Origin of the sequence: Flavobacterium aureirubrum (assembly GCF_038739835.1) — a bacterium.
Lineage (GTDB): Bacteria > Bacteroidota > Bacteroidia > Flavobacteriales > Flavobacteriaceae > Flavobacterium > Flavobacterium aureirubrum.
The window spans coordinates 14,295-28,995 of record NZ_JBCGDO010000016.1 but is presented as its reverse complement, the minus strand read 5'-3'; the positions used below and the strand labels follow the sequence as shown (position 1 = coordinate 28,995).

Annotated in this window: 12 protein-coding genes; 11 read left to right on the top strand and 1 reads right to left on the bottom strand. The window is 34.7% G+C overall.

Annotation, left to right across the window (positions count from 1 at the left end):
• The first annotated feature begins 19 nt into the window (after window positions 1-19).
• The 8 genes from WFZ85_RS11685 (at window position 20) to sucD (ending at window position 7,758) form a co-directional block, all read left to right on the top strand.
• A complete protein-coding gene (locus WFZ85_RS11685) occupies window positions 20-1,255 on the top strand; it encodes an HD domain-containing protein (RefSeq protein ID WP_342696532.1) in 1,236 nt (411 codons plus the stop codon).
• A 123-nt stretch (window positions 1,256-1,378) separates the two neighbouring features.
• Window positions 1,379-2,413, top strand: a complete 1,035-nt coding sequence (gene lpxD, locus WFZ85_RS11680) for a UDP-3-O-(3-hydroxymyristoyl)glucosamine N-acyltransferase (protein WP_342696477.1) — start codon at window positions 1,379-1,381, stop codon at window positions 2,411-2,413.
• A gap of 1 nt (window position 2,414) precedes the next feature.
• The gene (locus tag WFZ85_RS11675; RefSeq protein ID WP_342696476.1) at window positions 2,415-3,803 is read left to right on the top strand and encodes a bifunctional UDP-3-O-[3-hydroxymyristoyl] N-acetylglucosamine deacetylase/3-hydroxyacyl-ACP dehydratase; all 1,389 of its coding nucleotides are present in this window, start codon (window positions 2,415-2,417) and stop codon (window positions 3,801-3,803) included.
• Between the two features lie 84 nt (window positions 3,804-3,887).
• Window positions 3,888-4,673: an acyl-ACP--UDP-N-acetylglucosamine O-acyltransferase gene (lpxA, locus tag WFZ85_RS11670; RefSeq protein ID WP_342696475.1), complete on the top strand. Its 786-nt coding sequence runs from the start codon at window positions 3,888-3,890 to the stop codon at window positions 4,671-4,673.
• A 135-nt stretch (window positions 4,674-4,808) separates the two neighbouring features.
• Window positions 4,809-5,375 (top strand): elongation factor P, encoded by a 567-nt coding sequence (gene efp, locus WFZ85_RS11665; protein WP_342696474.1) that lies wholly within the window; start codon window positions 4,809-4,811, stop codon window positions 5,373-5,375.
• A 96-nt stretch (window positions 5,376-5,471) separates the two neighbouring features.
• Window positions 5,472-6,401: a UDP-3-O-(3-hydroxymyristoyl)glucosamine N-acyltransferase gene (locus WFZ85_RS11660; protein ID WP_342696473.1), complete on the top strand. Its 930-nt coding sequence runs from the start codon at window positions 5,472-5,474 to the stop codon at window positions 6,399-6,401.
• A 2-nt stretch (window positions 6,402-6,403) separates the two neighbouring features.
• Complete coding sequence (locus tag WFZ85_RS11655) at window positions 6,404-6,763, top strand: nuclear transport factor 2 family protein (RefSeq protein ID WP_342696472.1); 360 nt, start codon at window positions 6,404-6,406, stop codon at window positions 6,761-6,763.
• A gap of 122 nt (window positions 6,764-6,885) precedes the next feature.
• Complete coding sequence (gene sucD, locus WFZ85_RS11650; RefSeq protein WP_342696471.1) at window positions 6,886-7,758, top strand: succinate--CoA ligase subunit alpha; 873 nt, start codon at window positions 6,886-6,888, stop codon at window positions 7,756-7,758.
• A gap of 200 nt (window positions 7,759-7,958) precedes the next feature.
• Here the strand turns inward: sucD and WFZ85_RS11645 are convergent, their stop codons facing one another.
• Window positions 7,959-9,356 (bottom strand): hypothetical protein, encoded by a 1,398-nt coding sequence (locus WFZ85_RS11645; RefSeq protein WP_342696470.1) that lies wholly within the window; start codon window positions 9,354-9,356, stop codon window positions 7,959-7,961.
• A 1,238-nt stretch (window positions 9,357-10,594) separates the two neighbouring features.
• On the opposite strand from WFZ85_RS11645, the gene fabG reads away from it, so the two are divergent.
• The 3 genes from fabG to WFZ85_RS11630 all read left to right on the top strand — a co-directional run bounded on the left by fabG (window position 10,595) and on the right by WFZ85_RS11630 (window position 14,701).
• Entirely contained in the window at window positions 10,595-11,341 is a 747-nt protein-coding gene (gene fabG, locus WFZ85_RS11640) for a 3-oxoacyl-[acyl-carrier-protein] reductase (protein ID WP_342696469.1), read from the top strand.
• A gap of 85 nt (window positions 11,342-11,426) precedes the next feature.
• Entirely contained in the window at window positions 11,427-13,454 is a 2,028-nt protein-coding gene (locus WFZ85_RS11635) for a hypothetical protein (protein WP_342696468.1), read from the top strand.
• Between the two features lie 68 nt (window positions 13,455-13,522).
• Window positions 13,523-14,701: a hypothetical protein gene (locus tag WFZ85_RS11630; RefSeq protein ID WP_342696467.1), complete on the top strand. Its 1,179-nt coding sequence runs from the start codon at window positions 13,523-13,525 to the stop codon at window positions 14,699-14,701.

Sequence of the window (14,701 nt, the reverse complement as noted above, 5' to 3'; positions counted from 1 at the left end):
TTCAAAAATGAGTAAAACTGTGAGCCAAACCAATAAATTGAAAATATTTAACGACCCTATTTATGGGTTTATAACCATTCCCAACACTTTGGTGTATGATTTAATTCAGCATCCTTATTTTCAGCGTCTTCGAAGAATTTCTCAAATGGGTTTATCCTATTTAGTTTATCCTGGTGCAAATCATACTCGCTTTCATCATGCACTTGGCGCTATGCATATGATGCAAAAAGCGGTGGAAGTACTTCGCTTTAAAGGTGTTGCTATTTCAAAAGAAGAAGAAAATGCTTTGTATGTAGCGATATTGCTTCATGATATTGGTCACGGTCCGTTTTCTCATGCCATGGAACACAGTATTGTCGAAGAGGTAAATCATGAAACCATTTCGTTATTGTTCATGAATAAATTGAACCAAGAGTTTGACGGACAATTAAGCTTAGCCATCAAAATTTTTAAAGGAGAATACCATCGAAAATTTATGCTTCAGCTTATTTCTAGTCAGTTAGATATGGATAGAATGGATTATTTAAAACGAGATAGTTTTTATTCGGGCGTTGCCGAAGGAAATATTAATTCCGATAGATTAATTCAAATGATGAACGTTAATCAAGATGTTCTTGTTATGGAGGAGAAAGCGATTTATTCTATCGAAAAATTTTTGATGGCACGTCGCTTGATGTATTGGCAAGTTTATTTACACAAAACTAGTTTGGTAGCTGAATTGACATTGACAAAAGCGCTACAAAGAGCAAAAGAATTACACAGTAAAGGCATTGATGTTACTTGTAGTCGACCTTTAAAATATTTTATGGAGCATAAGATTAGTCTTGAAAACTTTTCAGATATCGATTTAGATACCTTTGCTCAACTAGATGATTTTGATATAATTAGTGCTTTAAAAGAATGGCAATATCATGATGATTATATTCTAAGTACGCTAAGTAAAATGATTATCAATAGAGACTTATCCAAAATAAAATTAAACAGTGAAAAATTCCCTGTAGAAGTGCTGCAAGAGATGTCAAATCGCTTCGCAAAAGCTCAGAATATTAGTCTGCAAGAAGTTAAATATTTTATTTTTAAAGGAAAAATAAAAAATCAAGCTTATAGTAAAGAAGCTGAACCGATACGAATTTTTAAGAAAGATAGTACCATTGAAGATGTGGTTGAGGCTTCAGACCAGTTAAATTTAAAAGCATTATCAAAACCGGTTACCAAATATTTTATCTGTTTTCCAAAACTACTAGAGGAAAATTAATATTAAAATTCTTTTTTTCATACTTTTGTTCGATAAAACTGGCCAATACACTGTTTATGAATAGTAAAATGAAATTGCAATATCAGTTCCATCTTTTCCAGATGCGCAAAACACTCTGTTAGGATGAAGTTTACAGCAGCTCAAATAGCGGGAATTTTGGATGGTGAGGTTGTTGGCAATCCTAAAACCGAAGTTTATAAATTATCCAAAATAGAAGAAGGAACTCATGGTTCGCTTACTTTTTTGGCAAATCCAAAATATGTAAATTTTGTTTATACCACAGAAGCAAGTGTCATAATTGTTAATAATTCTTTTGAACCTGAACAAGTTGTAAAATCAACTCTAATAAAGGTAGATGATGCTTATCAATCATTTTCAAAGCTATTAGAATACTACAATCAAGTAAAATTGATGAAATCAGGGATAGAACAACCTTCTGTTATTTCTGAAAATGTTACCTATGGGAAAGACTTATATTTAGGCAGCTTTTCTTATATTGGTAAAAATGTAGTAATAGGTGACAATGTTAAAATTTATCCCAATTCTTTTGTAGGTGACAATGTTACAATTGGTGACAATACCATACTTTTTGCAGGAGTAAAAATATACTCCGAAACGTTAGTTGGTGCAAATTGCATGTTACATTCTGGTTGTATAGTGGGCTCAGACGGATTTGGTTTTGCACCTCATGACGATGGAACATACAGCAAAATTCCACAAATAGGCAATGTAATCATCGAAGATTATGTCAATATCGGTTCTTGCACAACAATTGATAGAGCAACATTAGGATCAACCATCATCAGAAAAGGAGTAAAACTTGATAACCAAATTCAAATAGCGCATAATGTGGAAATTGGTGAAAACACGGTCATTGCAGCACAAACTGGCATTGCAGGTTCCACAAAAATTGGACACAGCTGTATGATTGGCGGGCAAGTAGGTTTTGCGGGTCATTTAGTGATTGGCAATAACGTTAGAATACAAGCGCAATCGGGCATAGGAAAAAATTTGGTCGATGGAGAAATAGTTCAAGGAACACCCGCTTTTAACTATGGTGATTTCAGCAAATCCTATGTGCACTTTAGAAATTTACCCAAAATAGTTGCCGAAATAGAAGAACTTAAAAAAACAATAAATAAACTAAAACAAGATTAAAATGGTTAAACAAAAAACCATCCAAAACGAAATTTCATTATTAGGTGTTGGACTACATACAGGAAATGAAGTCACGATGACATTTAAACCAGCGCCGGTTAATAACGGTTTTTCCTTCGTAAGAGTGGATTTAGAAGGAAATCCGGTAATTGAAGCTGATGCTAACTATGTCGTAAATACGCAACGGGGAACAAACTTGGAAAAATTGGGAGTAAAAATTCAAACTCCTGAGCATGTTTTAGCAGCGCTAATTGGCTGCGATTTAGATAATGTAATTATCGAGCTTAATGCCTCAGAATTGCCAATAATGGATGGTTCTTCAAAGTTTTTTGTAGAAGCTTTAGAGAAAGCTGGTGTAGTTGAACAAACTGCCGAACGCTATTATTATGTAGTGAAAGAAGTTATTTCTTTTGCTGACGAAAGTACTGGAAGTGAAATTATTCTGATGCCAGCAGATGATTATCAGGTTACCGCGATGGTAGATTTTGGTACCAAAGTTTTAGGTACTCAAAATGCTTCTCTGAAAAATATTTCTGATTTCAAAGCCGAGATAGCCGATGCAAGAACTTTTAGTTTTCTTCACGAACTTGAAACTTTACTTGATAACGGATTAATTAAAGGTGGCGATTTAAACAATGCTATTGTTTATGTCGATAAAGAAATTTCACCTAAAACTATGGATAATCTGAAAGTGGCTTTTGGTAAAGACACTATTTCAGTGAAACCAAATGGAATTCTTGATAATTTAACCTTACACTATCCAAACGAAGCCGCACGTCATAAACTATTGGATGTTATCGGTGATTTAGCATTGGTAGGTACACGCATTAAAGGAAAAGTAATTGCCAATAAACCTGGGCATTTTGTCAATACACAATTTGCAAAAAAATTAGCTAAGATTATCAAAATAGAACAGCGCAATCAAGTGCCGGTTTATGATTTAAATTTAGAACCGTTGATGGATATTCATAAAATCATGAATATCTTGCCTCACCGTCCGCCATTTTTATTTATAGACCGTATTATTGAAATGTCGGATAATCATGTGGTTGGGATGAAAAATGTTACCATGAACGAAAGTTTCTTTGTAGGACATTTTCCAGATGCGCCAGTTATGCCAGGAGTAATCATAGTAGAAGCTATGGCACAAACAGGAGGAATACTAGTATTGAGTACTGTTCCCGATCCTGAAAATTACCTCACATTTTTTATGAAAATAGACAATGTGAAATTCAAGCATAAAGTGTTACCTGGTGACACCTTATTATTTAAATGTGAATTGATAACCCCAATACGAAGAGGAATTTGTCATATGCAAGCTAAAGCGTATGCCAATGGAAAATTGGTGGCAGAAGCCGAATTGATGGCGCAAATTGCAAAAAAACAATAATTATAAAAGTTTATAGTTCGTCGTTTATAGTTGAAAAAGTATAAACAACAAACAACAAACAACAAACCATAAACAAAAAAAAACATGAATCAACCGTTAGCCTATGTACATCCTGGTGCGAAAATCGCAAAGAATGTTGTTATAGAACCTTTTACAACCATCCATAATAATGTTATCATTGGCGATGGCACATGGATTGGTTCTAATGTGACCATTATGGAAGGTGCACGCATTGGAAAAAATTGTAACATCTTTCCTGGAGCAGTAATCTCTGCGATACCACAAGATTTAAAATTTGGAGGAGAAGAATCACTCGCTGTTATTGGTGATAATGTAACGGTGAGAGAATGTGTAACCATTAACCGAGGAACCGTTGCATCTGGACAAACAAAAATCGGAAACAATTGTTTAATCATGGCTACAGCTCATATTGCGCACGATTGTCACATTGGCGATAATGCAATCATTGTAAATGGTGTGGCTTTAGCCGGACATGTAATTGTTGGTAATTACGCCATCATCGGTGGTTTGGCTGCCATTCATCAATTTATTCATATTGGTGATCATGCGATGGTTTCTGGTGGCTCATTGGTTCGTAAAGATGTTCCACCCTATACTAAAGCAGCAAAAGAACCATTGTCCTACGTAGGTATAAACTCCGTCGGACTTAGAAGAAGAGGATTTAGCGCAGAAAAAATTAGAGAAATCCAAGACATCTACAGAATTTTATACCAAAAAAATTACAATACTTCGCAGGCTATGGGAATTATTGAAGGTGAAATGTCGGCATCGCCAGAACGTGACGAAATTTTGGATTTTATCAGAAACTCATCCAGAGGAATAATGAAAGGATACTCGGGGTCGTATTAAATGTTTAAAGTTGTTTAAAGTTTAAGAGTTTATTATTGTTTTAAACAACATTAAGCAACATTAAACAATATTAAACAACATTAAACAACCTTAAACAACATTAAACAATTTTAAACTATAATAAACAACAATAAAATGGCATCTACATCAGATATTAGAAATGGATTATGCATTAAGTACAATCACGATATTTATAAAATTATCGAGTTTCTTCACGTAAAACCAGGTAAAGGACCGGCTTTTGTGAGAACAAAGTTAAAGTCATTAACTAACGGTAAAGTATTAGACAATACCTTTTCTGCAGGGCATAAAATTGATACGGTTAGAGTAGAAACTCAAAATTTTCAATACTTATATGCCGAAGGTGATCAATTTCATTTTATGAACACCGAAACTTATGAGCAGATTACTTTAAACAAAGATATTTTGGATGCTCCCGATTTATTAAAAGAAGGAACAAATGTAATGGTACAAATCAATACCGAAACTGATTTGCCTTTATCAGTAGATATGCCAGCTTCGATTGTTTTAGAAGTAACTTATGCGGAACCAGGCGTAAAAGGAAATACTGCCACTAACGCTACTAAACCAGCCAAAGTTGAAACAGGTGCTTCTGTAAATGTGCCATTATTTATCAATGAAGGCGATAAAATCAAGATTGATACGGCCACTGGTTCTTATATGGAAAGAGTTAAAGAATAGTAATCAGTCCCGAACCTTCGGGACAGTGTTTAGTTAGCAGATAAAACTGAACACTAAAAACTGAACACTAAAAACTGAAAACTGAACACTATAAAAATGAAGTTTCCAAAAAAACATACATTAAAAGAAATTGCCGAAATCATCGGTTGCCAATTTATTGGCGGCGATGATTTTCCTGTTTATGGCATGAACGAAATTCATGTAGTAGAACCTGGTGATATTGTATTTGTTGATCATCCTAAGTATTATGACAAAGCACTACAATCAGCAGCTACTATTATTTTAATTAATAAAGAAGTAGCCTGTCCAGAGGGTAAAGCATTGCTCATTTCTGATGATCCTTTTAGAGATTTCAACACGCTTACTAAACATTTTAGACCTTTTGTAGCTGCGAATGCTAGTATTGCTCCTTCGGCAATAATTGGAAAAAATACCGTCATTCAACCCCAATGTTTTATTGGTAATAATGTGACAATTGGCGACAATTGTTTGCTGCATGCCAATGTAATTGTATATGATAATGCTGTTATTGGCGATAATGTGATAATTCATTCAGGAACTGTTCTTGGTGCTGACGCTTTTTATTATAAAAAACGTCCCGATGGTTTTGATCAGTTGCTTTCTTGCGGAAGAGTAGTGATAGAGGACAACGTGGGAATAGGCGCGTTATGTACTATCGATAAAGGAGTTACAGGCGACACGACCATTGGTGCAGGAACAAAGATTGATAATCAAGTTCATGTGGGTCATGATACTATAATTGGAAAAAAATGTTTGATTGCAGCGCAAACCGGTATTGCAGGTTGTGTAGTTATAGAAGATGAAGTAACGCTTTGGGGACAAGTAGGTACCACAAGCGGAATAACCATCGGTGCAAAAGCTGTTGTACTCGGACAAACGGGCGTAAGCAAATCTATTGCAGGAGGAAAAACCTATTTTGGAACTCCTATAGACGAGGCACGCGAAAAAATGAAACAGTTTGCCTACATTAAAAAAATACCTGAAATACTAAACCAATTAAAATAAAGATGAGCGCAAAACAAATCGTTCAAAATTTTTATAAATCGGATGTGCTTTTAGATGTCAAAAAAGTGGCCGATTTTTTGCACCCCGATGTAGTACTTGAATGGCACAGTAGTAAAGGCTATCATAAATTAAAGCGCGATCAAATCATTGATTTAAGTACCGAATTGAGTAAAGCCTACATTCGTTCTAAAGCTAGAATTAGTCACATTTTAGTGAAAGGAAACAGCGTTTCTCTTCGTTATGCCCATTATGTTAAAACCATTGAAAATCCTAGAGAAGAAATGCTTTTAGCCCATTTTATGGTCATTTGGGAAGTGAAAGACGATAAACTCTATCGCGGCTATCAAATGAGCCAATTGTAAATCAGCTGTGAGTTTGGAGTAGGTAGAAATTTCTCAAAAAACTGACTACTAAACACTGAACACTGAACACTTTTTTCTACTTTTGCATCACTTAAAATAAACACAAATAAACAAATACAAACATGAGCGTTTTAGTTAATAAAGATTCGAAAATCATAGTTCAAGGATTTACAGGTAGCGAAGGAACTTTCCATGCTACTCAAATGATTGAATATGGCACCAATGTTGTTGGTGGTGTAACTCCAGGAAAAGGTGGTTCCACTCATTTAGATCGTCCTGTTTTTAATACCGTAAAAGATGCAGTCACACAAGCAGGTGCAGATACTTCCATCATTTTTGTGCCACCCGCTTTTGCTGCTGATGCCATTATGGAAGCTGCCGATGCCGGAATAAAAGTAATCATTTGTATCACCGAAGGAATTCCCGTAGCCGATATGATTAAGGCCTATTCTTATATCAAGGATAGAAACTGCCGACTTATTGGACCCAACTGTCCGGGTGTGATTACGCCAGGTGAAGCAAAAGTAGGGATTATGCCTGGTTTTGTTTTCAAAAAAGGAAATGTAGGTATTGTATCAAAATCGGGGACGTTGACTTATGAAGCGGCCGACCAAGTGGTGAAACAAGGGTTAGGAATTACAACAGCTATCGGAATTGGTGGTGACCCAATCATTGGAACTACTACAAAAGAAGCGGTGGAATTATTAATGAATGACCCAGAAACACACTGCATTGTAATGATTGGGGAAATAGGTGGACAACTCGAGGCAGATGCTGCCAAATGGATTAAAGCCGATGGTAACCGCAAACCAGTCGTTGGTTTCATCGCTGGTGAAACCGCTCCAAAAGGTAGAACAATGGGTCATGCTGGTGCCATCGTTGGCGGTGCTGATGATACTGCCGAAGCTAAAAAACGCATCATGAGAGAAAATGGCATTCACGTGGTAGATTCTCCAGCAGAGATTGGTAAAAAAGTTAAAGAAGTAATAGGATAAACTCCTTGCTGAATAGAAGAAAAGCTCCAAAGATTTTTGGAGCTTTTTTTGTTTTTGAGCAGATTAATGTTTCCGCCGCTTTGCCTAGTGCTGGGTTAAGAGCCTGTCACTGTCATTTAAGACTATAGTTTTTTTGTAAGATATTTAAAATTAGTAAATTAGCCAGTTTCAAGCAAAACAGTTGTTACCTGACGTTTTTTTTATTTTCTGTCAATTATATATCCTTTTGAGTCAAACAGTATACACGGATATTGCAGTCCACGACTTTTTCCAAATTCTGTGTAATTATATTCTAAAACTTTCTCGCCTTGCATAATGTATAGTAAAACTGTATTGTCGGGTAAAAGATACCAAATAGAATTTTCTTTATTCTCTTGATTTTTCAGTTCTATAAGAATTGCTTTTTGGGCAAAGTCTTTTTCAAATCTAAAATTGCAACCGCAATACAATTGTTTGGAAACCCTTATTGCATCTTCATTTGCATAGGTCGGTTTTGGTTCTACGTTATTATACCTTTTAATTCTCTCCAAAAAAATATCGTGTTTAATCCACTGTTCAGGATTTTTATTGAAGTTGTCAATATTGTAATCGTTAATCGGCTTGTTATTGAAATAGTATATGTCAAGTTTTACTGATTGGTTTTGTGAAATATTATTCATTAAGAACTCAACTTTCTGAACTCGATTAATTATGTCTTTGTAATCCGATTTAATACTATCTCTTGAATATATTGATTTTCCTTCTTTTGTCGCTAGAAACATAATATTCACTTGGGGCATCATCAAATTATTCTTCAGCCTTGCATAATACGTCTTTGGTTCGTTCCAGATATATCTCCCACGACCATAAACTTCTCCAATATTCAAAATCTCAAAATCGCTTTTTAGTTCGTCAAGTTCTTTAAAGTAATCAAATGCTGATAGTTCGTATAAAGTTGGATTATGGTAATCTATAATTTTTGTGACTAAATATTTTGTCAATTCATTACCAGCCATCAGTTCTTGAAATTGTTTTTTAGTGTCAATGATTTCAAAAAGTAATTTGTCTATATTTTGATTGTAATTTTTCAAATCAAAACTATCTGTCCAAGGTGTCTTTTTTGTATTTGGCAATGATTTTCTTGAAGTAAAAGTATTTGTCAAAGTTCCGTTTTCAAAAACCTTTATTACGTATTCATCTCTGTATCGTTGGTGCATATAAACACAACAACCTAATTCAAGATAACATTCAAAGTATTTTTGATAGATTTCAATTTGACCTAATTTTTTAGAAATAAAATTTACTTGTTTGGTATTCCATCCAATATTTTTACTCTTGAAGAATTTGATAAGTCGTTCTGGGTTTTCCTTTATTAAGATTGTATCAATTTTTGTTTCTCTAAAAATCTGAGTTATTGATTTTGTGTTTTTCAGTTCAGTTAATAGTTGATTGATTTTCCTAGTTTGCTTTATGTTTATTTGGTTGGTCTGATACAAATATTCTTGATTGTCAAAGTCCGTTGCATACAAGTTGTAATGAACTTCAATGGTCTGTTTGGAACTTTGTGCGAGTAAAGTCTTTGTAAAAAGTAGTAATATGATTGTAAGTAGTATTTTCATTAAACTGACCGCTAACTTGTGTACACCCGCGACAAAAATTAGCTTATCTACCCTAATTTGGGTGTATAGGCGAAGTTTTTTTCGCTTTATTTTTCAAATGTAGCAAATTATTTATCTTTTAAATCAAGACAATACGTACTTCATTAAGATTAGAACTCTTTAAGAAAAAGTATATAACCTAGTCGAAGCAGTAAATAACTTCGCTGGCGAAGTAAATAACCTCGTCGAGGTAGTAAATAACCTCAAAGTTGCTCCTCAGAGAAGCAAAATCGGAGTTAATAACCTCGTCGAGGCAGTAAATAACCTCAAAGTTGCTACTTGGAAGAGCAAAATCGGAGTTAATAACCTCGTCGAGGAAGTAAATAACCTCAAAGTTGCTCCTCAAAGAAGCAAAATCGAAGTTAATAACCTCGTCGAGGCAGTAAATAACCTCAAAGTTGCTACTTGGAAGAGCAAAATCGGAGTTAATAACCTCGTCGAGGTAGTAAATAACCTCAAAGTTGCTACTTGGAAGAGCAAAATCGGAGTTAATAACCTCGTCGAGGTAGTAAATAACCTCAAAGTTGCTACTTGGAAGAGCAAAATCGGAGTTAATAACCTCGTCGAGGAAGTAAATAACCTCAAAGTTGCTACTTGGAAGAGCAAAATCGGAGTAAATAACTTCGTCGAGGAAGTAAATAACCTCAATGTTGCTCCTTTGAGTAGCACATTTGCTTTTGTGAAGAGCAAAGTTGCTCCTTTGAGTAGCACATTTGCTTCTGTGAAGAGCAAAGTTGCTTCTTTGAGTAGCACATTTGCTTTTGTGAAGAGCAAAGTTGCTACTTTGAGTAGCACATTTGCTTTTGTGAAGAGCAAAGTTGCTACTTTGAGTAGCACATTTGCTTTTGTGAAGAGCAAAAACCCTCTTCGACGAAGCAAAAACCCTGTTATTAAGAGTAGTGACCCTTAATTAAAAGACTCAAAGCTTAATTTAAGGAATGAAAGCTTAATCATTTTAATAAAAGTACTTACAAACAAAAACTACTGAAAAATAGACAGAATCGCCATTATTTTACTAATAGCATGCAAAAAGTAAAACCAAAAATAATAGCGGTTTTTATTTGGTTTTTTGGGATTTCTGATATAGCATTAGTATTTAGTACTTACTATTTTAATTGCTAGTCCATCTAATTTTTTACTCCGTATAAATTATTCTATATTTGGCACATCATTACAACAATAAACCTAATTTTTACCACATGAAATTATTAGAAGGAAAAGTAGCCATTATCACGGGCGCGAGTAGAGGAATTGGAAGCGGCATTGCCAAAGTTTTTGCACAACACGGTGCCAATGTTGCCTTTACTTATAGTTCCTCGGCCGAATCGGCTTTGGCATTAGAAACCGAACTAGCCGCGCTAGGCATCAAAGCCAAAGGATACAAATCGAACGCAGCCGATTTTAACGAAGCACAAAAACTAGTGGACGATGTGATGGCCGATTTTGGCAATGTGGATATTTTAATCAACAATGCCGGAATTACCAAAGACAACCTGTTGATGCGTATGTCTGAAGAAGATTTTGATAAAGTAATCGAAATCAATTTGAAGTCGGTGTTTAATATGACCAAAGCCGTTCAAAAGATTATGTTGAAAAACCGAAAAGGTTCAATCGTCAACATGAGCAGTGTAGTAGGAGTGAAGGGCAATGCCGGTCAGGCTAATTATGCGGCTTCCAAGGCGGGAATGATTGGTTTTACTAAATCGGTAGCGCTAGAATTGGGTTCAAGAAACATTCGTTGCAATGCTATTGCGCCAGGATTTATTGAAACCGAAATGACCGCCAAGCTCAATGACGAAGTAGTACAAGGATGGCGAGATTCGATTCCATTGAAGCGTGGCGGAACTCCAGAAGATGTAGCAAACGCGTGTTTGTTTTTTGCTTCGGATATGAGTGCTTATGTTTCGGGGCAAGTGTTAAACGTATGTGGAGGAATGCTTACTTAGTTTTCAGTTTACAGTCTCAGTTAGCAGAAATTAACTGAAAACTGCGACTGAAAACTGCGACTTTAATTAAAACTGAACACTATATATGAACTCATCAACAATCTTGTTATTACTTTTATCTCTACTAGTTGCTGCTGGCGTTTCATTTTATCAGTATTTATACAAAGTCAAAAGCAAGTCAAGAGTGACGTTGCTTTTGGCTTTTTTGCGTTTCTTTTCCATTTTTGGGTTACTGTTGTTGCTGATAAACCCAATTATTTCTCGAAAAACAGTGGAAACAATCAAAACGCCGTTACCCATTGTTATTGATAATTCCGCTTCGATAAAAGATTTAAAAGCAGACAAATCGGCGCAAGCGCTTTTTGATAAACTAAAAGATAATAGCGCGTTAGCTGATAAATTTGAAGTGCAAACCTATCAGTTTGACACCGATTTTTTTCCCGTAGATACCATTGATTTTAAAGGAAAGCAATCCAACATTGATGTGGTGGCTAAAAATTTGCAAAATATTTATAAAAATCAATCGTTCCCAACGGTATTAATTTCTGATGGTAATCAAACTTCGGGTGACGATTATGTGTTTGCATTTAATGCTCAAAACAAGGTTTTTCCCCTTGTTGTAGGCGACACCACCACTTATTTAGACATCAAAGTTTCGCAGCTTAATGTTAATAAGTATGCCTTTCATAAGAATAAATTTCCGGTAGAAGTTTTCCTGAATTATGCCGGAACTAAAAGCATTAACGCTTCATTCAAAATTACACAAGGAGCAACAGTGTTGAACCAACAAACGGTGGCTTTTTCGCCCAATAAAAAGTCGGCTACGCTGTCGGTTTTATTGCCTGCCGAAAGCGTAGGATTGCAATTATTGAAAGCTACTATTACATCCAAAGAACAGGAGAAGAACACTTACAACAACACCAAAAATTTTGCGGTAGAAGTTATTGATCAAAAAACGGAAGTAGCACTGATTGCTGCCACGGCACATCCTGATTTGGGAGCTATGAAGCGCAGTATAGAAACCAATCCACAACGAAAAGTAACCATACTTAAACCTAACGATATAAACGCGTTAACCGATTATAATGTGCTGATTTTATATCAACCTACAGCGGAATTTAAATCGGTGTTTGAAAAAAATATAAATGCAAAAGTAAATGTGTGGATTATCACTGGTACGGATACTGATTTTAATTTTTTAAATCAAAACCAAAGCGCTTTTAGTTTCAAGATGAGTGGTCAAAAAGAGAATTATTTGGCTTCTTTTGATTCGCAGTTTAATTTATTTGCGTTAGATAACATAGGCTTTGAGCAGTTTCCGCCATTGGAAAATCTGTATGGCACCATCACAGCAAAAGTGAACACCAATACCTTGTTATCGTCTACCATTAGAAATATTGCTACCAATCAACCCTTATTAACTTTTAGCGAAAATAATGGTAGTCGCACTGCCTATTTGTTTGGAGAAAATAGTTGGAAATGGCGTGCTGAAAATTATTTAAATAAAAAGAACTTCACTGATTTTGATATTTTTATTGATAAAACCATTCAATATTTGGCGTCTAATAATTCAAGAAAATCACTCGTTGTAGGTCACGAACGTTTTTATAACTCAGGAGAAGCCATTGAAATCACAGCGCAATATTTCAACAAAAATTATGAATTAGACGAAAAGGCTCGGTTAACTATATCGGTGACTAACACAAAAACGAAAGCCATAAAGAATTATGATTTGTTAAAAAGTACTAATTCGTTTCAAGTTAATCTTGATGGATTAGCGGCAGGAAATTATTCTTTTATTGTAAAAGAGTTGAATTCTAATTCGTCATATAGTGGCAAATTTGAAGTATTAGATTTTGATATCGAAAAACAGTTCGTCAATCCCGATTGGAGTAAGTTAAACCAATTGGCTACTCAAACCAGCGGAAAAGCATACCTTCCGGGACAAGTTGAAGATTTGATAAAGCAATTGCTTGCAGACGAAAGTTATAAAGCAGTGCAAAAAACGATAGTAAAAAAATCACCACTAATCGACTGGATTTGGCTGTTACTTTTGATTGTAGTTTCACTTGGATCTGAATGGTTTATCAGAAAGTACAACGGAATGTTGTAATAAAATTAAAAAGCTTACTTTTGGCACAAATCATAAAAAAAATTAAACATAAACACTAAACTATGAAAATGAAAACAGTACACTTATTTTTACTCGGATTGGTTTTTTCGGCAAGTGCTCAAACCATTAATTCAGAAATGGTGCAATACAAGTTGCCTGTTGCTGCAAAATATCCGATTGAGCAATTAAACAGAAATTTTTCGGTGAAAGTAACTTCGCCCTACACTTTAAAAACAGAGGATATCATTGCGCAGTCTAAAGTTGATTTTCAAGCAGAATTAAAAAATTATGACAAAGTAGTTGCAGATAGCGAAGTTGATTTTAAAGAAAAATTAGCTAGCTATGAAGAAGATGTTATCAAAGCGAAAGAGAAATTTAAATTAGAGTCGGAAGAATTTAAAAAAATGTCACTTTTAGAGCGTTTGGCTATGACTGACCAAGGCAAAGCGCCAAAGCTTGTGACACCTACAAAGCCTGTATATGTAAAACCAACAAAACCTGTTTATAGCGAACCCAATTTAAATAATTACATTATCGTTGATAACGATGTATTGGCTTCAAAAATTGGAATAACTGGTTTTACCAGAGGTGGAAATTATGTAGACATCTTTGTTGACATTAAAAAAATGAACTTTCAAGATAATGCCGGACAAACTTTTGCTAATCAACCCACAAAGCTTGTTGTGAAAGTGAATGGAACTGAAAAAATCAATACTACATTTTTCCAAGATTTTAAACTGTATTCTAATTCACCATCAAACAACTTGAACAAACCATTATCAGAAAAAGAATATTTAAATACTGTTATTGCTCACATCAATGGATATTTGGATGAGAATTATGGTATTCGTTACATCAATCCTTCTGTAAAAATAAGTACAGTTAAGAACAAAGGGAAATATGATGATTTAGAAAAAGCATCTGTATATGTGTCTACTAATCTAAGAAAATTAAATCCTGAAAATCCTGCGATGACTGCCGCTGGAATGGCTGGAATTCAAAAAGGTACTGATATTTGGAAAGAGACTTTAACCAGAATACAGTGGAAGGACAAAAAATCTGATTTCAATGCTAAAATCGGAACATATATTTACTTTAATTTAGTTCGACTTTACATAGCACTTGGCGATAAAAAAGAAGCAGAAAAAATGTTAAACGAATTACAAGAAAATATCGTAAACATGGATTTGTCTTACGATGAAAATGCAGAATTAAAGCAATTTGAAGCTGCGATTTATAAAAACTAA